19 protein-coding genes are annotated in these 16,168 nt (G+C 70.1%); 13 read left to right on the plus strand and 6 right to left on the minus strand.

Translation table 11 applies throughout. The features are described 5' to 3' along the window. Window positions 1-104: 104 nt before the first annotated feature. From rpsN to rpmB, 3 genes are read right to left on the minus strand one after another with little or no spacing between them, the layout of a single operon-like run. Window positions 105-410 (minus strand): 30S ribosomal protein S14, encoded by a 306-nt coding sequence (gene rpsN / locus ABD164_RS01985; protein WP_344292873.1) that lies wholly within the window; start codon window positions 408-410, stop codon window positions 105-107. A 3-nt stretch (window positions 411-413) separates the two neighbouring features. Next, a complete protein-coding gene (rpmG, locus tag ABD164_RS01990) occupies window positions 414-581 on the minus strand; it encodes a 50S ribosomal protein L33 (RefSeq protein WP_022892462.1) in 168 nt (55 codons plus the stop codon). Further along, complete coding sequence (gene rpmB / locus ABD164_RS01995) at window positions 581-817, minus strand: 50S ribosomal protein L28 (RefSeq protein ID WP_232497630.1); 237 nt, start codon at window positions 815-817, stop codon at window positions 581-583. The genes rpmG and rpmB overlap by 1 nt, the downstream gene beginning before the upstream one ends. 410 nt (window positions 818-1,227) lie before the next feature. Here rpmB and ABD164_RS02000 point away from each other — a divergent pair, with 410 nt between their 5' ends. After that, window positions 1,228-1,620, plus strand: a complete 393-nt coding sequence (locus ABD164_RS02000; RefSeq protein WP_344292875.1) for an MmcQ/YjbR family DNA-binding protein — start codon at window positions 1,228-1,230, stop codon at window positions 1,618-1,620. A gap of 29 nt (window positions 1,621-1,649) precedes the next feature. Here ABD164_RS02000 and ABD164_RS02005 read toward each other — a convergent pair whose 3' ends face one another. Both ABD164_RS02005 and gad read right to left on the minus strand, forming a co-directional pair. After that, on the minus strand, window positions 1,650-2,318 hold the full coding sequence (locus tag ABD164_RS02005; RefSeq protein WP_344292877.1) for a hypothetical protein: 669 nt from the start codon (window positions 2,316-2,318) through the stop codon (window positions 1,650-1,652). 7 nt (window positions 2,319-2,325) lie between these two features. Then, on the minus strand, window positions 2,326-3,696 hold the full coding sequence (gad, locus tag ABD164_RS02010; protein ID WP_344292879.1) for a glutamate decarboxylase: 1,371 nt from the start codon (window positions 3,694-3,696) through the stop codon (window positions 2,326-2,328). 350 nt (window positions 3,697-4,046) lie between these two features. Here gad and ABD164_RS02015 point away from each other — a divergent pair, with 350 nt between their 5' ends. From ABD164_RS02015 to ABD164_RS02060, 10 genes are all read left to right on the plus strand, one after another. Further along, complete coding sequence (locus tag ABD164_RS02015) at window positions 4,047-5,180, plus strand: polyprenyl synthetase family protein (RefSeq protein WP_344292881.1); 1,134 nt, start codon at window positions 4,047-4,049, stop codon at window positions 5,178-5,180. Beyond that, window positions 5,177-6,505, plus strand: a complete 1,329-nt coding sequence (locus ABD164_RS02020) for an inositol-3-phosphate synthase (RefSeq protein ID WP_344292883.1) — start codon at window positions 5,177-5,179, stop codon at window positions 6,503-6,505. The genes ABD164_RS02015 and ABD164_RS02020 overlap by 4 nt, the downstream gene beginning before the upstream one ends. Further along, complete coding sequence (locus ABD164_RS02025) at window positions 6,502-7,404, plus strand: SCO3242 family prenyltransferase (RefSeq protein WP_344292885.1); 903 nt, start codon at window positions 6,502-6,504, stop codon at window positions 7,402-7,404. The genes ABD164_RS02020 and ABD164_RS02025 overlap by 4 nt, the downstream gene beginning before the upstream one ends. Further along, window positions 7,401-8,291, plus strand: a complete 891-nt coding sequence (locus ABD164_RS02030; protein ID WP_344292887.1) for a sugar phosphate isomerase/epimerase family protein — start codon at window positions 7,401-7,403, stop codon at window positions 8,289-8,291. Before ABD164_RS02025 ends, ABD164_RS02030 begins: the two co-directional genes overlap by 4 nt. Then, window positions 8,288-8,929 carry an EboA domain-containing protein gene (locus tag ABD164_RS02035; RefSeq protein WP_344292889.1) on the plus strand — a complete coding sequence of 214 codons (642 nt, stop codon included), beginning with the start codon at window positions 8,288-8,290 and terminating at the stop codon, window positions 8,927-8,929. The genes ABD164_RS02030 and ABD164_RS02035 overlap by 4 nt, the downstream gene beginning before the upstream one ends. A 2-nt stretch (window positions 8,930-8,931) precedes the next feature. Further along, complete coding sequence (locus ABD164_RS02040; protein WP_344292891.1) at window positions 8,932-9,810, plus strand: TatD family hydrolase; 879 nt, start codon at window positions 8,932-8,934, stop codon at window positions 9,808-9,810. Beyond that, window positions 9,810-11,042, plus strand: coding sequence for a metabolite traffic protein EboE (eboE, locus tag ABD164_RS02045; protein ID WP_344292893.1), 1,233 nt, complete (start codon window positions 9,810-9,812; stop codon window positions 11,040-11,042). The genes ABD164_RS02040 and eboE overlap by 1 nt, the downstream gene beginning before the upstream one ends. Continuing rightward, window positions 11,039-12,472 carry an alkaline phosphatase family protein gene (locus tag ABD164_RS02050; RefSeq protein ID WP_344292895.1) on the plus strand — a complete coding sequence of 478 codons (1,434 nt, stop codon included), beginning with the start codon at window positions 11,039-11,041 and terminating at the stop codon, window positions 12,470-12,472. The genes eboE and ABD164_RS02050 overlap by 4 nt, the downstream gene beginning before the upstream one ends. Beyond that, window positions 12,469-13,020, plus strand: a complete 552-nt coding sequence (gene idi / locus ABD164_RS02055; protein WP_344292897.1) for an isopentenyl-diphosphate Delta-isomerase — start codon at window positions 12,469-12,471, stop codon at window positions 13,018-13,020. The genes ABD164_RS02050 and idi overlap by 4 nt, the downstream gene beginning before the upstream one ends. A gap of 71 nt (window positions 13,021-13,091) precedes the next feature. Further along, window positions 13,092-14,318, plus strand: coding sequence for an ROK family transcriptional regulator (locus tag ABD164_RS02060; protein ID WP_344292899.1), 1,227 nt, complete (start codon window positions 13,092-13,094; stop codon window positions 14,316-14,318). Window positions 14,319-14,404: 86 nt separating this feature from the next. Here ABD164_RS02060 and ABD164_RS02065 read toward each other — a convergent pair whose 3' ends face one another. After that, the gene (locus ABD164_RS02065) at window positions 14,405-15,139 is read right to left on the minus strand and encodes an NYN domain-containing protein (protein ID WP_344292901.1); all 735 of its coding nucleotides are present in this window, start codon (window positions 15,137-15,139) and stop codon (window positions 14,405-14,407) included. A 56-nt stretch (window positions 15,140-15,195) separates the two neighbouring features. On the opposite strand from ABD164_RS02065, the gene ABD164_RS02070 reads away from it, so the two are divergent. Together ABD164_RS02070 and ABD164_RS02075 are read left to right on the plus strand one after the other, a co-directional pair. Next, window positions 15,196-15,432, plus strand: coding sequence for a hypothetical protein (locus ABD164_RS02070; RefSeq protein ID WP_344292903.1), 237 nt, complete (start codon window positions 15,196-15,198; stop codon window positions 15,430-15,432). Continuing rightward, window positions 15,429-15,773, plus strand: coding sequence for a type II toxin-antitoxin system PemK/MazF family toxin (locus ABD164_RS02075; RefSeq protein WP_344292905.1), 345 nt, complete (start codon window positions 15,429-15,431; stop codon window positions 15,771-15,773). Before ABD164_RS02070 ends, ABD164_RS02075 begins: the two co-directional genes overlap by 4 nt. The last annotated feature ends 395 nt before the right edge of the window (window positions 15,774-16,168 follow it).

Genomic DNA, 16,168 nt, shown 5'->3' on the forward strand with positions numbered 1-16,168 from the left:
ATCCGGGACGCCCCTTTCGTGAAGCGGGTGAAGCCTGAAGCTACTGCTACCAGCTCGCGCCGGAGCGCGAGCTGAATTGCTCGGCTGTGCCTACTGTCGTCGTGTCACCACGACGACTTCGTGATGCCGGGCAGCTCGCCACGGTGCGCCATGTCGCGGAAGCGCACGCGCGAGATGCCGAACTTCGAGAGGTTGCCGCGGGGGCGACCGTCGATGGCGTCACGCGAACGCACGCGAACCGGCGATGCGTTGCGGGGAAGCTTCTGCAGGCCGACGCGGGCAGCCTCGCGGGTCTCGTCGGTGCCGTTGGGGTCGACGAGCGCCTTCTTCAGCTCGAGGCGCTTGGCCGCGTAGCGGTCGACGATCACCTTGCGCTGCTCGTTGCGCGCGATCTTGCTCTTCTTCGCCATGTCTTAGCGCTCCTCTCGGAAGTCGACGTGCTTGCGCACTACAGGGTCGTACTTCTTGAGCACGAGACGGTCGGGGTTGTTGCGGCGGTTCTTGCGGGTCACGTAGGTGTACCCGGTGCCTGCCGTCGACCGAAGCTTGATGATCGGCCGGATGTCCTGTGCCTTCGCCATTAGAGCTTCACCCCACGTGCCTGCATGTCCTTGACCACTGCTTCGATGCCACGGGCGTCGATCACCTTGATGCCCTTGGCGGACACGTTGATGGTGATGCTACGACGCAGCGACGGCACGTAATAGGTCTTCTTCTGCACGTTCGGGTCGAAGCGGCGCTTCGTCCGGCGGTGCGAGTGCGAGATGTTGTGCCCGAAGCCGGGAACGGCTCCAGTCACCTGGCACACTGCTGCCATTGGTCTTTCCTCCAATACCGAGGGGCGGATGCCCCTCCCAAGGTCTCTTGTCTGCTGACGATCTCCACGCTGAAGCCCGCGATTTCTCGCGGAGTTCGATGGGATTGTCGACGGTCTGGGCAGTGGAAGTACCCAGCCAACGAGCCAGCTTACCAGAGCGCCTGTTGCGATCCGAATCGACGATCGAGCGGATGTCCCGTGGCCGGGGTTCCACATCGGCCGGGCCGCACCCGAATGCAGGAACTCCTGTGCGCCACGCCGCAGTCCACGACGCCCGAAGCGGCGTGCCGCGCCGTTCTTCCTGCACCCCCGGGGCAGAGCACCCCGCGGCAGGCACTCCGGCCGGGGCACCCGTGGCCAGTGGTCCGCGATCTGCTGCGTCGCGACATCCGCGGGCGTAGCCTTCGCCCATGGCGACGTGGGACGACGTGCGCGAGTTGGCACTCGCGCTGCCCGAGACGAGCGAGCACGTCTCGCGCGGGAGCGCGCAGTGGAAGGTGCGGGCCAAGGGCTTCGTCTGGGAGCGCCCTTTGCGGCGCGCCGACCTCGATGCGCTCGGCTTCGACGCCCAGGACGGGCCGGTGCTCGGCGCATGGACCGAGGACGAGGCGGTGAAGTTCGCGTTGATCTCCGAGGACCCGTCGGTCTTCTTCACGACGCCGCACTTCGACGGCTACGCCGCCGTGCTCGTGCATCTCGACCGCATCCCGAAGGAGCGCCTCGCCGAGGTCGTCGCAGAGGCGTGGGCGGCGAGGGCTCCCGCGAAGCTGCTTCGGGAGTACCTGCACCGAGATGTCGGCTGAAGCCCGGTCGCGGCATCCGCTCGCTGCGCTCACGCCTCCTCGTCGATCGTGCGCCGCGAGAGCAGCGCCGCCACGAGGAAGCAGATCGCACCGAGCAGGGTGCCGAGGTTCGCCCAGAACATGCTCAGCAGGGTGCCGGTCTCGGGCACCACGTAGGCGCCGACCGCCGAGGCACCGAAGGCGATCGAGCCGACCAGGTTCAGCCAGGTGCCGTGCCAGGTGCGGGCGTCGGTGTCCCAGAGCCGCCCGCGATCCTTCGTCGCGACCACGGCGAGCGCGCTCGAGACGAGGAACGCGATCGAACCCCAGGCGTCGGGCCGCCAGCCCGCGCCGAGGCGGGTCGGGTCGGCGATCGCCGCGAGCAGCGCGACGAGGGTGCTGACGTTGAAGCAGAGGGTGCCGAAGAACTGCACGACGGCGGCCCACCAGTCGGCGCGGTCGGCGCGGTTCGTGTCGGAGCGCGGTGGCCGCCGCCCGCTGAGGCTCAGCTGGATGAACGCCGCCACGGTGAAGAAGATCGACCCCGCGAAGAACGTGACCCCCGTGGCGACGGCCCCGGCCCATTCCGCATAGAACGGCACCGCCCCCACGAGAAAGCACAGCGATCCGACGGCGAAGCCCCACGCCTCACGACGCAACCGCCGGGGTCGTTCGGCGCGATCCGCGGGGGAGCCCAGCGACGCGGCATCCGTGCTCATCTGACGCTCAGTGGTGGAAGCCGGGCTTCTGCCCCTCGGTCGGCATCGGCGAGCTCAGGTTGTCGAGCCAGGCCGTCTCGGTGCGGATGTCGTCGAGCAGCTCGTCGCCGAGGTCGCGGCTGAGGCCGTTGCGCACGACGATGCGCTGCACGGTGAGATCGCTCATGTCGTCGGGCATCGGGTAGGCGGGCACGAGCCAGCCCTTCATGCGCAGGCGGTCCTGCAGGTGGTAGAGGTTCCACTTGTCGGTGTAGCCGGCCTTCATGCGCCAGGCGAAGACGGGGATGTCGCTGCCGTCATTCCACAGCTCGAAGGCACCGATCTCGCTGATGCCCTTCGCGAGGTACTTCGCGACGTCCTGGCACTCCTGCTGGATCGCCGTGTAGCCCTCGCGGCCCAGCCGAAGGAACTGGTAGTACTGCAGCAGCACCTGCGCGCCCGGGCGCGAGAAGTTCAGCCCGAGCGTCGGCATGTCGCCGCCGAGGTAGCTGACCCTGAAGATGAGCTCTTCGGGCATCACGTCGAGCGAGCGCCAGACCACCCAGCCGACGCCGGGGTACACGAGCCCGTACTTGTGGCCCGACGTGCTGATCGAGTGCACGCGGGCGAGGCGGAAGTCCCACTCGATCTCGGGCTGCAGGAACGGCGCGATCATTGCACCGGATGCCCCGTCGACGTGTATCGGCACGTCGAGACCGGTCTTCTCCTGCAGGGCGTCGAGTGCGGCCGCGATCTCTTTCACGGGTTCGTAGATGCCGGTGTAGGTCACCCCCATGATCGCGACGACGCCGATCGTGTTCTCGTCGACGTACTGCTCGAGCTGGCTGCCGTCGAGGCACGGGTGCTCGTCGGTGATGGGCACGAGGCGCATCTCGACCTCGAAGTAGTTGCAGAACTTCTCCCAGCACACCTGCACGGCCGAGCTCATCACGAGGTTCGGCTTCTCGGTCGACTTGCCGGCTGCCCGTCGCGCGATCTGCCACCGCCGCTTGAATGCGAGACCGCCGAGCATGCACGCCTCGGACGACCCGATGGTCGACGTGCCGATGGCGTTCGTCACGTCGGGAACACTCCACAGCGAGGCGAGGATGCGCCAGCAGTTCTCTTCGATCGCGGCGGTGCGCGGGTACTCGTCTTTGTCGACCATGTTCTTGTCGTACGACTCGGCGTAGAGGCGGTCGGCCTCGTCGCCCATCCAGGTGGCGACGAAAGTCGCGAGGTTCAGGCGCGCGTTGCCGTCGAGCATCGTCTCGTCGTGCACGATCTGGCGGGCCGAGCCCGGGTCCATCTCGGAGTCGGGGATCGTCAGCCGCGGGGCAACCGCCCGCACGGCCGTGCGGGTGTAGGTGGGAGCGAGCACATTGGGGTCGTGAGTCATCGGTGATGTCCTTCCAACGGGGTCGGCTCCCGGCCCGCGCGCCGCGCGAGATGCATCGGAGGTGATCGACCCCGAGAAGTGCCGAACCCCCGGGTCGGTCACCGTCTACGCGCCAGACATTACGCGCTGCGGGTTGCGTTCGATACCCCGAGTCGCCGGGGTATCGAGCGACCGCGGACAGGTTCCATCGATCTAGAATCGTAAGAACGGGGTCTTGCGCGCTACTTACGTCGGCGATAGCGTGACTTTCATCGCATCCGGCGGCAGAAGCAGAAGCCGGCCTCGAATCTCGGGGCCGCTGTTCCACGTTCTGGGCCGGTCGAGCCAGTCACCGTCGACGGAGGAGCACCATGAAGCCAGTACCGGCGGCCTCGGTGGTCGAAGACCCGGTTCCCCCGGCGCAAGCGCATGATGCGACCGGCGACGGGCTCGCGGCGCTCGTCGAGGCGTTCGCGGTGCACTCACCGGCCGCGACCTCGGCACTCTGGCAGCGCGTGCGTGCGCGGTGCGCCGACATCGGCCCGGCGGTGACACGCCTCATCGACGACGCTGAGGCTTCTGACGGCGGCAAGCACATGCGTCCACGGCTCGTCGCCGCGGCCTACCTCGGCATGGGGGGCGCCGAACGGCAGTTGCTCGCTGAGGTCGCCGGCGCCCAGCAGCTGCTGCACCTCGGTCTCTGCATGCACGACGACCTCATCGACGGCGACCGGGTGCGCCACGGCGTGCCGAACCTGATCGGCCGCTCGCACGACGCGGCACTCGCGGCCGGCACGCGGGCTGATGCGGCCGAACGGCAGGCGCTCGCGGCGGGGCTGCTGGCAGGCGACCTCGCGCTGAACGCCGCGCTGCTCGCGCTGCTCGAGTCGGCGGCGCCGCTCCCGGTGCGACACCGGCTGGCCCTCGAGGCGACGACCGAACTCGAGCGCACGATCGCCGGAGAGTTGCTCGACGTGCAGTCCGAGACGATCACGCCCGATCGTGCCACGCCGCTGCGGGTCGCCGAACTGAAGACCGCCGCGTACAGCGTGGTGCTGCCGCTTCGACTGGGCGCGGTCGCGGCCGGGTGCGAGTCCGAGGCGACGCTGCACAGCCTCACGCAGATCGGCATCGCGCTCGGCATCGCCTACCAGCTCGCCGACGACGACCTCGGTCTCTTCGGCGTCACCGAGGCGACGGGCAAGTCGGTGCTCTCCGACGTGCGCCAGGGCAAGCGCACCGAGCACATCCGCATCGCCTACGCGCGAGCCGGCTTCGCCGACCGCGCGACCCTCGACGCCGTGCTCGGGCTGCCCGACGCGACCGACGCCGACGCCGACCTCGTGCGCGAGATCGTGTTGCGAACCGGCGCACGCGAGTCGGTGGCACGCATCGTCGACGAGTACATGAGCCGGGGCATCCGACTCGCCGACACGGCGCTGCCCGAACCGCTGGCGACTCACCTGGCCGACCTCGCACGCTCGATGCGCGGGCGGCGGCGATGAACGACACCACCTGGAGGAACGACGTGACCATGCTCGACACCCCACGAAACGAGGCCCCCGCGGCCGACCGCCCCAACGACCGCGTCGGGGTCTGGCTCGTCGGCGCGCGCGGCTCGATCGGCACGACCGTCGCCGTCGGGCTGCACGTGATCGCGAACGACCTGGCCGCACCCACGGGCTGCACGACGGCGGGCGACGAGTTCGTCGGCGTGCCCCTGCCGCACTTCTCCGGCCTCGTGCTCGGCGGCCACGACATCAGCCGCACCCCGCTGGTCGATCGCGCCCAGCAGCTCGCAGACTCGGGCATGATCCCGCCCCGCCTGGTGACGGCGGCGCGGGCGGGTCTCGAGCAGGCCGACGACGAGATCCGGCCCGGCTACGAACCGTCGGCGCACCACGGCAGCCAGGCCGCCGCCGTGCGCCGGCTCGCGGGGGACATTACCGGGTTCCGTCAACGGCACGGGCTTCGCACCGTGGTCGTCGTCGACGTTTCGTCGACCGAGCCCCTCCCGGCCGACCGGCCCGAGTTCCACGACACCGCTCTGCTCGCCGCGGTCCTCGCCGACCCCACAGCCGCGCTGCTGCCGGCAAGCGCGATCACCGCCCTCGCCGCGATCGAGTCGGGCAGCCCGTACGCGTGCTTCACCCCGTCGACCGGGCTCACGCTCCCGGCGGTCCGGGCGCTCGCCGACGAACGCGGCATCGCCTTCGCCGGTCAAGACGGCAAGACCGGCGAGACCCTGCTGCGCACCGCGATCGCGCCGATGTTCGTGGCGCGCGGCATGCACGTGCACTCGTGGGCGGGCGCGAACCTGCTCGGCGGGGGCGACGGCGCGACGCTCGCCGACCCAGAGGCGGTGCGCAGCAAGCTCGCGTCGAAGACCCGCGGCCTGCGCAGCCTCGTCGGCGAGCACGTCGTCGCACCCCTGCACATCGACAACGTGCCCGACCTCGGCGACATCAAGACCGCGTGGGACCACATCCACGCCGAAGGATTCCTCGGGTCGCGCATCACGATGCAGACCATATGGAGCGCCTACGACTCGATGCTCGCAGCGCCGCTGATCCTCGACATCGCGCGGCTGCTCGCGCTGGCCGAATCCGCGGGCGTGCGCGGGGTGGTGCCCGAGCTCGGGTTCTTCTTCAAAGACCCGTGGGGCAGCGACGTGCACGACTTCTCGCAGCAGGCGAGCGAGCTCTACACCTGGGCGCACGCCACCGGTGAGCGCGTCGCCGCCGCGGCGGCATCTACCGCGGCGGCGGTCGCAGCATCGGCGCCGGCAGCATCGGCGCCGGCCCGGCCCGCAGAGGCACTCGGACGATGACGACCGCCGGTGACGTCCTCGAGCTCGTGCGCGCGCCCGCCGCGCTCACGGTGCTCGGCGACACCATCGCGGGCGGCCATTCGGGCGGCGCTCGCTTCGCGCCGCGGCAGTGGCTGCTGCCGCTCGCGTCGGTCTTCCTGTACAGCGGCGGGATGGCACTGAACGACTACGCCGATCGTGACCTCGATTCCGTCGAGCGACCCGAGCGCCCGATCCCGTCGGGTCGGGTGCCGGCGCGGCGCGCACTCGGTATCGCCTCGGCGTGCATGGCCGTCGGCGTCGGGCTCGCGGCGGCCGGAGGCGGTCGCCGATCGCTCGCGGTCGCCGCACCGCTCGTCGGCGCCATCGTGCTGTACAACACGGTTGCGAAGAGCACTGCGGCCGGCCCCGTGTCGATGGCGGCATGCCGCGGGCTCGACGTGCTCATGGGCGGTGGCGGCGCACGCAGGGCACTGCCTGCCGCGGCGACCGTGGCCCTGCACACGGCGGGCGTCACCGCCACCTCGCGCGGCGAGGTGCACGGCGGCTCGGTGGGCACGGCGCGCGCCGGCATCGCGATCACCGGAGCGGCGGCGGTGGCGGCACTCGCCGGCGCGGGCGCGCCGCGTCGACGCGCCCGCGCCGGGGGCCGGGCCCACGGCGTCGTCTCGGTGCTCGCCGCCGTCGCCGGGGCGGCCGCATACCTCGCCACAACCCTGCCCGCCCAGTTGAAGACCCTCGACGACCCCTCGGCGGCGAACGTGCGCACCGCGACGCGGGCGGGCATCGGCGCGATGGTGCCGCTGCAGGCGACGCTCACCGCACGCGCGGGCGCGCTCGGCCCGGCAGCACTGCTCGGCGGGGTCGACGCCGCCCGCCGAGCGCTCTCGGCACGGCGATCGCGGGGTGATGTCACGTGAGCGACACCCTGGCCTCCGCGATCGACGCGCTGTGGCATCCGCTGCCCGGCGCAGACTTCGCGCTCGGATACGGCACCAACGGCTTCGCCGACCACCCACTCGACCGCGCCCTCGACGTGCTCGAGGCGACCGGTTACGGGGCGATCGCGCTCACCCTGGGTCATCCGCACCTCGACCCGTTCGCCGCCGACGCCGACGCGCAGGCCGCCCGCCTTCGTGAGCGGCTCGACGCACTCGGCTGGCGCGTCGTCGTCGAGACCGGCACGAGGTACCTGCTCGATCCGTTCGTCAAGCACCGCCCCACCCTCGTCGACGTCGACGCCGAATCGCGCATGCGGTTCCTGCGCCGCGCGATCGACCTCGCGGTGGTGCTGCGGGCCGACTGCGTCTCGCTGTGGTCGGGCGTCGTGCCCGATCGGATGCCGCGTGCCGAGGCCTGGTCGTTGCTCGTCGGCCGCATGCGCGAGGTCGTCGCGTACGCCGAGGCATCGGGGGTGGTGCTCGGCTTCGAGCCCGAACCCGGAATGCTCGTCGAGACCGTCGCCGACGCCCTGCGCCTGCGTGACGAGCTCGGCGCGCCCGACGCGCTCGGCATCACCGTCGACCTGGGGCACTGCGTCGCGGTCGAACCCGACGGGGTCGTCGGGGCCCTGCGCGGCGCGGGCGACCTGCTCGTCAATGTGCAGGTGGACGACATGATGCCCGGGGTGCACGAGCACCTCGAGCTCGGGCGCGGGCAGCTCGACCTGACCGCGGCGCTCACGACCATGCACGAGATCGCATACCGCGGTGTGGCGGCGGTCGAACTGCCCCGCCACTCGCACGACGCGCCGGGCGCCGCCGCACGCAGCATGCGTGCGCTGCGCACGGCTTGGGAGGAACGATGACACACCCGTGGACGGCGAACGCCGTCAGCGACATCGCCGTCGAGCCGCAGCGCATCGCGGTGCTGTTCCCTGCCGCCGGGCGTGCCGTCGGCCGCGAGCCGGTCGACCCGGCGGGCGATCCGCTCGGGCTGAGGTACGGCACGGCCGACGACCTCGCCCGCGAGCAGCTCGTCGCCGCGGTGCTCACGGCGTTGCCCGCCGACGAAGCGGCTGCCACGCTGGGCGAGCTCTACCGCTACGGCGACGACGCCGAACGGCGCGGTGTGCTGCGCGGGCTGAACGCCGCGCCCGAGTCGCTGCTCGCGTCGGTGGTCGTCGACGCGGGCCTCGAGCTCGTGGCCGACGCCCTGCGCACGAACGACCCGCGGCTCGTGGCGGCCGCGCTCGGCGGTTTCGCCGGTGCGCACCTCGACGACCACGCGTGGCGGCACGGGGTGCTGAAGGTGCTCTTCATGGGCATCCCCGTCGATGTCGTCGCCCGGCTCGACGACCGCGCCGACGACGAGCTCGCCCGCATGGCAGCGGGGCTCGTCGCCGAGCGCCGGGCCGCGGGTCGCGAGATCAACGACGACATGCGCCGGGTCGCGGCCTCTTTCTCTGCTTCCTCCACCACCTCGACCCCTACGCCGGGAGGCTGACCATGCGAATCTTCGACCCCCACATCCACATGAGCGCGCGCACGACCGACGACTACCGTGCGATGTACGAGTCGGGCGTTCGCGCCGTGGTCGAGCCGTCGTTCTGGCTCGGCCAGCCCCGCACGAACGTGGGCAGCTTCATCGACTACTTCGACGCGCTCATCGGCTGGGAGCGGTTCCGTGCCGCGCAGTACGGTATCCGTCACCACTGCACGATCGGCCTCAATCCGAAGGAGGCGAACGACGCCCGCTGCCGCGAGGTGCTCGACGTGCTGCCGCGCTACCTCGCCAAAGACGGCGTCGTCGCGGTCGGCGAACTGGGCTACGACTCGATGACCGCCGACGAAGACGAGGTGTTCGCGGCGCAACTCGCCCTGGCCGTCGCCTTCGAACTGCCGGCGATGGTGCACACGCCGCACCGCGACAAGGCGGCGGGCACGACCCGCACCCTCGACGTGGTGCGCGAGTCGGGCATCGCCCCCGAGCGGGTCGTGGTCGACCACCTCAACGAAACCACGGTCGCCGCGGTTGCCGACAGCGGCTGCTGGATGGGCTTCTCGATCTACCCCGACACCAAGATGGACGAGCAGCGCATGGTCGCGATCCTGCAGGAGTTCGGCACGGCGCGGGTGCTCGTGAACTCGGCCGCCGACTGGGGCAACTCCGACCCGCTGAAGACCCGCAAGACGGCGCGGGCGATGCTCGAGGCCGGGTTCAGCGAAGACGACGTCGACGTCGTGCTCTGGCAGAACCCCGTAGCGTTCTACGGGCAGAGCGGGCGCCTGCACCTCGACCCGGTGCCGGGGTTCGCCGAGCACGAGCCGCCTGCGGCGGGCGTCACCTTCGAGGGCAACTCGGTGCTGCGCGGGGCACGGGTCTGATGCACCTCTCTTATTGCACCAACGTGCACCCTGCCGAAGACCTCGAGGGTGTGCTCGCCCAGCTCGACGCGTTCGCCGGGCCGGTGCGACGCGCGGCCGGCCTCGACGAGCTCGGGGTCGGACTCTGGCTTCCCGCCGGCCTCGCCCGGCAGCTCGCGTCGAGCGCCGATGACCGGCAGCGCCTGCGCGAGCGGCTCGACGTGAACGGCCTCACGCTGCGCACGATCAACGCGTTCCCGTACCGCGCGTTCCACGCCGACGTCGTCAAGCTCGACGTCTACCGCCCCGACTGGACCGACCTGCGCCGGGTCCGGTACACCCTCGACTGCGCGGCAGTGCTCGCCGACCTGCTGCCCGAGGGCGCGGCCGGCAGCATCTCGACCCTGCCGCTCGGGTGGCGCGAACCGTGGACCGCCGACGACGACCTGCGCGCGACCGAGGCGGTCGCGACGGTCTCGCGTGGCCTGCGTGCGCTGCGCGCCGCGACCGGCCGCACGGTGCGACTGGCGATCGAGCCCGAGCCGGGTTGCGTGCTCGACACAGTGGCCGATGTGGTCGCATGGCTCGAGCCACGCCTCGGCACGGGCGACGACGACATCGACCCCGAGTTCGTGGGCGTCTGCCTCGACACATGTCACCTCGCGGTGTCGTTCGCCGACCCGATCGCCGCCGTGCAGCGCATCGGCGCCGCGGGCCTGCGCGTCGTCAAGGTGCAGGCCTCGGCAGCCCTGCACGTCGAGCATCCGTCAGACCCGGCGAGCCGCGACGCGGTGGCCGAGTTCGTCGAGCAGCGCTACCTGCACCAGACCCGTGCGCTTCGCGCCGACGGTTCGGTGGGCGCTGCCGACGACCTTCCCGAGGCACTCGAGACGCTGCCGACGGATGGCCCGTGGCGGGTGCACTTCCACGTGCCCCTGCACCTCTCGCCACGGCCGCCGATCACCGCGACGACCGAGGTGCTCACCACCGCCCTTGCCGCCGTCCGCGAACTGCCCCACGGCGACGAGGCCCACCTCGATGTCGAGACCTACACGTGGAGCGTGCTGCCCGAACCCGTCGACGACCTCGTCGCAGGCATCGCCGGCGAACTGCGCTGGGCGGCTGAGCACCTGCTCGAGGTGACGCCAGAAGCCGCGCATGCGGCATCCGTGCCCGCGCAATCGGTGCCCGCGCGATCGGTGCCCGCGCGATCGGAAACCGCACAATCGGAACCGGCGGAGGTGGCGTCGTGACCTCGACCCTGCTGCTCGACGTCGTCGGCCTGACCCCGCGCACCCTCGCGCACATGCCGCGTCTGCGGGCCCTCGCGGCGGCGGGCGCGCAGGCCCGCCTCGACACGGTGCTGCCGGCGGTCACGTGCAGCGTGCAGTCGACGATGCTCACCGGCCTCGCGCCCAGCGAGCACGGCATCGTCGGCAACGGCTGGTACTTCCGAGACGTCGGCGAGGTGCACCTCTGGCGCCAGCACAACGCCCTCGTGCAGGGTGAGAAGGTGTGGGAGACGGCGCGGCGGGCGCAGCCCGGCTTCACCGCCGCGAATATCGGCTGGTGGTACGCGATGGGGGCGAGCACCGACGTCACGGTGACCCCGCGCCCGATCTACCACGCCGACGGCCGCAAGTCGCCCGACGCCTACGTGCGCCCGCCGGCCCTGCACGACGAGCTGACGGGTGCGCTCGGCGAGTTCCCGCTCTTCCAGTATTGGGGTCCGACCGCTTCGATCGCGTCGAGCCGATGGATCGTCGAGGCGACACGCACCATCATGCGCGAGCGTGGCTCCGACCTCGTCATGGCGTACCTGCCGCACCTCGACTACGATCTGCAGCGGTTCGGGCCCGACGCGCCCGCTGCCGACCGGGCCGCGGCCGAACTCGACCAGGTGCTCGCGCCGCTGCTCGACGACGCCGCTGCCGCCGGGGTCACCGTGATCGCGGTCGCCGAGTACGGCATCGAGCAGGCGAACCGACCGGTTGACGTCAACCGCGCCCTGCGCCGGGAGGGCCTGCTCGAGGTCTACACGCAGGCCGGGCGTGAGCAGCTCGACCCGTGGACGTCGCGCGCGTTCGCCGTCGCCGACCATCAGGTCGCGCACGTCTACGTCGCCGACCCCGCCGACCTGAAGCGCGCACGCGACCTGCTCGAAGCGCTGCCCGGTGTCGACGAGGTGCTCGACCGCGAGCAGCAGGCGCGCTACGGCCTCGACCACGAGCGCTCGGGCGAGCTCGTCGTCATCGCTGAGCCGGGTGCCTGGTTCACCTATTACTACTGGCTCGACGACGAGCGCGCGCCCGAGTTCGCCCGCGGCGTCGACATCCACCGCAAGCCCGGCTACGACCCCGCCGAGCTGTTCCTCGACCCCGGCGACCGGTTCGCGAAGGCGAAGGCCGGGCTCGGCCTGCTGAAGAAGAAGGTCGGACTGCGTTACGCGATGAACGTCGTGCCGCTCGACGGGTCGTGGGTGCGCGGCACGCACGGGCGCCTGCCCGACTCGGTGGCCGATTCCCCACTGCTGCTGTGCTCCGACCCCGACCTCGCGTTCTGGGGCGGCGCGGGCGGTGCGGGCGATGCGGTGCCCGCCGCGCGGGTGCGCGACCTCGTGCTGCAGGCGGCCGGCGTCGCGGCGCCGGCATCGATTCCCGACGACGCGGCGTACGCGCCATGAGCACGACGCTCGCCGACGAACAGGTCGTGCTGCTCGACGCCGACGGCGCGCCGATCGGCGCCATGGACAAGTCGCGCGTGCACACCGCGAACACCCCCCTGCACCTCGCGTTCTCGTGCTACGTGTTCGATTCCGAGGGGCGGATGCTCCTCACCCGGCGATCGCTCGCGAAGCGAACCTGGCCCGGCGTGTGGACGAACACCTGCTGCGGGCATCCGGCGCCTGGCGAGCGCCTCGAAGACGCGATCCGGCGCCGGATGCGGTTCGAACTCGGCGCCGAGGTCGACGCCCTGCGACTCGTGCTGCCCGAGTTCCGCTATCGCGCGGTCGCCCCCGACGGCATCGTCGAGAACGAGGTGTGTCCGGTGTACTTCGCGCGGCTGCGATCCGATCCCCGGCCGGATTCCGACGAGGTCATGGACTGGCGATGGACAAGCGTCGCCGGCTTCCTCGCCGCCGCCGAGGCGGTGCCGTTCCTGCTCAGCCCCTGGAGTGTGCTGCAAGCCGACGAGCTGCGCGCCGCGGGAGAACTCGAATATCCATCGTGACCACTGAATTGGGGTCACCCAAACGACCGAAGCATGCACCCTTTGACCAGAAACCGTGGAACAATAAGACTATGACCGACATAAGTCACGATGGCGCCGATGGGCACATCACCGCCCTCGGTTCGTCCGTCGCGAGCGACCTCTTCCAGATCCTCCGCGACGGCCGGCCGCGCACGCGCACCGAGCTGTCCGCTATGACCGGGCTCGCGCGTTCGACCGTCGCCCTGCGTATCGACGCACTCATGAAACTCGGCCTCGTCGGCCCTGTCGGCGATGCCGTCTCGACCGGCGGCCGCCCCTCGTCGCAGTTCGCCATCGCGGCGAGCGGCCGCGTCGTGCTCGGCGTCGATGTCGGCGCGTCGCACGTGCGCATCGCTGTCAGCGACCTCACCGGTCGCCTGCAGGCCGAGGCCAGCGAACCCGTCCAGGTCGCACAGGGCCCAGAAGCAGTGCTCAGCTGGGTGTCGACCGCAGGCCTCGACCTGCTCGCCCAACTCGGCCGTTCGCAGGACGACGTGCTCGCGATCGGCATCGGCCTGCCCGGCCCCGTCGAATACAGCACGGGCCGCCCCATCAACCCGCCGATCATGCCCGGCTGGGACCGCTTCGACGTGCCCGGCTGGTTCCACGACAGCTGGCCCGTGCCGGTGCTCGTCGACAACGACGTCAACATCATGGCCCTCGGCGAGCGCGAACTCTCGTGGCCCGACGTCGACCACCTCATGTTCGTCAAGGTCGCGACCGGCATCGGCTCGGGCGTCATCTCGGGCGGCATCCTGCAGCGCGGCGCGCAGGGCACCGCGGGCGACATCGGCCACGTCTACGTGGCGCGCGGCGCCGACGTGCCCTGCAAGTGCGGCAACCGCGGCTGTCTCGAGGCGCTCGCCTCGGGGCCTGCGCTCGCACGCGACCTGCGCGAGATGGGCCTCACCGCCGAGACCGGCCAAGACGTCGTCGAGCTCGTCAAGCACGGCAACATCGACGCGATCCAGGCCGTGCGCCAGGCCGGCCGTGACATCGGCGAGGTGCTCAACACCTGCGTGAGCCTCATCAACCCGTCGGTCATCGTCATCGGCGGCTCGGCGGCCCAGGTGGGCGAGCACCTCATCGCCGGTGTGCGCGAGATCGTCTACACGCGCTCCATGCCGCTGGCCACCGAGCACCTGCAGATCACGCAGTCGAAGGCCGGGGCAGATGCCGCCGTGCTCGGTGCCTGCATGCTCGCGATCCACCACGCCCTCTCGCCCGCCAACATCGAGGAGATGGTCGTCGGCGCGCCGAGCCTGACCAAGGTCTGAAACACGAAGAATCACGGATGCCGCGGGGTGCAGTTCACTGTGACCCCGCGGCATCCGATGTTTTCAGGACCCGGTTGCGACCACGATCAGTCGCCGTTCTTCTTTCTGTTCTGTACCTGCAATCCCCCGGCGGGTCGAGGCTCGATGCGGAAGAGTTCCGTCGCGCGAACCAGGTCGGAGAGCTTTGCGTAGCCCCAGTTGCGCGAGTCGAAGTCGGGCTGTTGCTTCCGCATCAGGTGACCCACTGCGCCGAGGTTCGCCCATCCGTCCTCTCCCGACGCCGCGGCGACACATGCCCGGAGCCCGGAAACGAGCTTGGTGTCGTTGCGCAGCTTCGGTGTCGGAACCCGTTTGGGCACTGCCGAGGTGCTCTCCGCTGACGGCTCGTCGAGCACGTCGAGGTAGGTGAATTGATCGCAGGCGTTGCGAAACGCTTCGGGCGTCTTCCGCTCACCGAACCCGTAGACGGTGACACCCTCTTCGCGAATGCGGGACGCGAGCCGGGCGAAGTCACTGTCGGACGACACGATGCAGAATCCGCTGAATCGACGCGTGTAGAGCAGATCCATGGCGTCGATGATCAGCGCGCTGTCGGTCGCGTTCTTGCCGATCGTGTTGGCGAACTGCTGCATCGGCTGAATCACGTGTTCGCTGGCGACGGGCTTCCAACTGCTCAAGTTCGGCTTGGTCCAGTCGCCGTAGACCCTCTTGACCGAGGCAGTGCCGAAACGAGCGACCTCAGTGAGAACCGCACCGATCTTCGAAGGGGACACATTATCAGCGTCGACAAGGACGGCGAGGAGGTCGTTCGGCTGCACCATGCGACAAGCATGGCAGCCGACTCCCGGCCATCTGGACCGCTCGGTATACTCAAAGTATGACTACGACGATCAAGGTGAGCGACGAGCTTCGCGACCGCCTCAAAGAGCAGGCGTCACGCGACGGGCTCACTCTCGGCGCGCACCTCGCTCGTCTCGCAGATGCTGAGGATCGCAGGTGGCGGCTGAGTCGGTTGAAGGCAGCGACCACCCGATCCTCGACCGCGGATGCGGAATCGCATGCGGCGGAGTCCTCCGATTGGGAGCGAACCGAGCTGACTGACGCCGACTCGTGACCGAGACCGAGCTCGCTCCCGGCGCCATCGCCTGGGCTGCACTCGAGCCGGTTCGCGGTCGGGAGCAAGGCGGCCACCGCCCGGTGCTGGTCATCGCCTCCGCCGGATATCTGGACGCCGTCACCACGCTCGTCATCGTGTTGCCGATCACGACGACTGACCGCGGATGGCCCAACCACATCCGCGTCGACGGACCCAGCGGACTCGACCGGCAATCGTGGATCATGACCGAGCAGCCACGGACCCTTTCGCGCGACCGACTCACGCGGATTGCCGGCCAGATCTCCACGGACTGTCTCATGTCGGTCAGATCGTGGCTCGGTGACTTTCTCGATCTCTGAGATGCGGCTCGACCTTCGGGTGCCCAGCATCCGCTTCCACCCGGGAGTGTCCCGCAGAGGGATCCCAACATTCAGCAGTTTTCTCGAATGGAGGCTCTCCACCGCCGCTACTGCAATTTCAAGCGGCTCTGGTCGAGCGTCGTCGAGCACACATGCTCATAGCCGGCGATGGCCTCGACCAGGTCCGCCCTCCGGTCAAGGTTCTCAGCAGTCATGCGCTCCACGGCTCGGATGACGGATCGGTGTCAAGCCAATCGAGCGTCTCTTCCAGCGTTGCGTTGAACGTGGTCATGGCGGACCGGAAACGGAGGAACGTGCATAGCGTGGGCGATATGGACGTTTTGAACGTTTTGGGCGATAATGGAGATATGAGTACTCCAGTTCCCACCCCATCC

It is taken from the genome of Agromyces neolithicus (assembly GCF_039529735.1).
Classification (GTDB): domain Bacteria; phylum Actinomycetota; class Actinomycetes; order Actinomycetales; family Microbacteriaceae; genus Agromyces; species Agromyces neolithicus.

Excerpts from the sequence above, each read along its gene's own strand:
- rpmG (WP_022892462.1), bottom strand. The coding sequence starts at position 581 with ATGGCGAAGGCACAGGACATCCGGCCGATCATCAAGCTTCGGTCGACG.
- ABD164_RS02065 (WP_344292901.1), bottom strand. The coding sequence starts at position 15,139 with ATGGTGCAGCCGAACGACCTCCTCGCCGTCCTTGTCGACGCTGATAAT.
- gad (WP_344292879.1), bottom strand. The coding sequence starts at position 3,696 with ATGACTCACGACCCCAATGTGCTCGCTCCCACCTACACCCGCACGGCC.
- ABD164_RS02040 (WP_344292891.1), top strand. The coding sequence starts at position 8,932 with ATGCGAATCTTCGACCCCCACATCCACATGAGCGCGCGCACGACCGAC.
- ABD164_RS02035 (WP_344292889.1), top strand. The coding sequence starts at position 8,288 with ATGACACACCCGTGGACGGCGAACGCCGTCAGCGACATCGCCGTCGAG.
- idi (WP_344292897.1), top strand. The coding sequence starts at position 12,469 with ATGAGCACGACGCTCGCCGACGAACAGGTCGTGCTGCTCGACGCCGAC.
- ABD164_RS02020 (WP_344292883.1), top strand. The coding sequence starts at position 5,177 with ATGAACGACACCACCTGGAGGAACGACGTGACCATGCTCGACACCCCA.
- ABD164_RS02025 (WP_344292885.1), top strand. The coding sequence starts at position 6,502 with ATGACGACCGCCGGTGACGTCCTCGAGCTCGTGCGCGCGCCCGCCGCG.
- ABD164_RS02070 (WP_344292903.1), top strand. The coding sequence starts at position 15,196 with ATGACTACGACGATCAAGGTGAGCGACGAGCTTCGCGACCGCCTCAAA.
- ABD164_RS02060 (WP_344292899.1), top strand. The coding sequence starts at position 13,092 with ATGACCGACATAAGTCACGATGGCGCCGATGGGCACATCACCGCCCTC.
- ABD164_RS02005 (WP_344292877.1), bottom strand. The coding sequence starts at position 2,318 with ATGAGCACGGATGCCGCGTCGCTGGGCTCCCCCGCGGATCGCGCCGAA.
- rpsN (WP_344292873.1), bottom strand. The coding sequence starts at position 410 with ATGGCGAAGAAGAGCAAGATCGCGCGCAACGAGCAGCGCAAGGTGATC.
- ABD164_RS02000 (WP_344292875.1), top strand. The coding sequence starts at position 1,228 with ATGGCGACGTGGGACGACGTGCGCGAGTTGGCACTCGCGCTGCCCGAG.
- eboE (WP_344292893.1), top strand. The coding sequence starts at position 9,810 with ATGCACCTCTCTTATTGCACCAACGTGCACCCTGCCGAAGACCTCGAG.
- rpmB (WP_232497630.1), bottom strand. The coding sequence starts at position 817 with ATGGCAGCAGTGTGCCAGGTGACTGGAGCCGTTCCCGGCTTCGGGCAC.
- ABD164_RS02015 (WP_344292881.1), top strand. The coding sequence starts at position 4,047 with ATGAAGCCAGTACCGGCGGCCTCGGTGGTCGAAGACCCGGTTCCCCCG.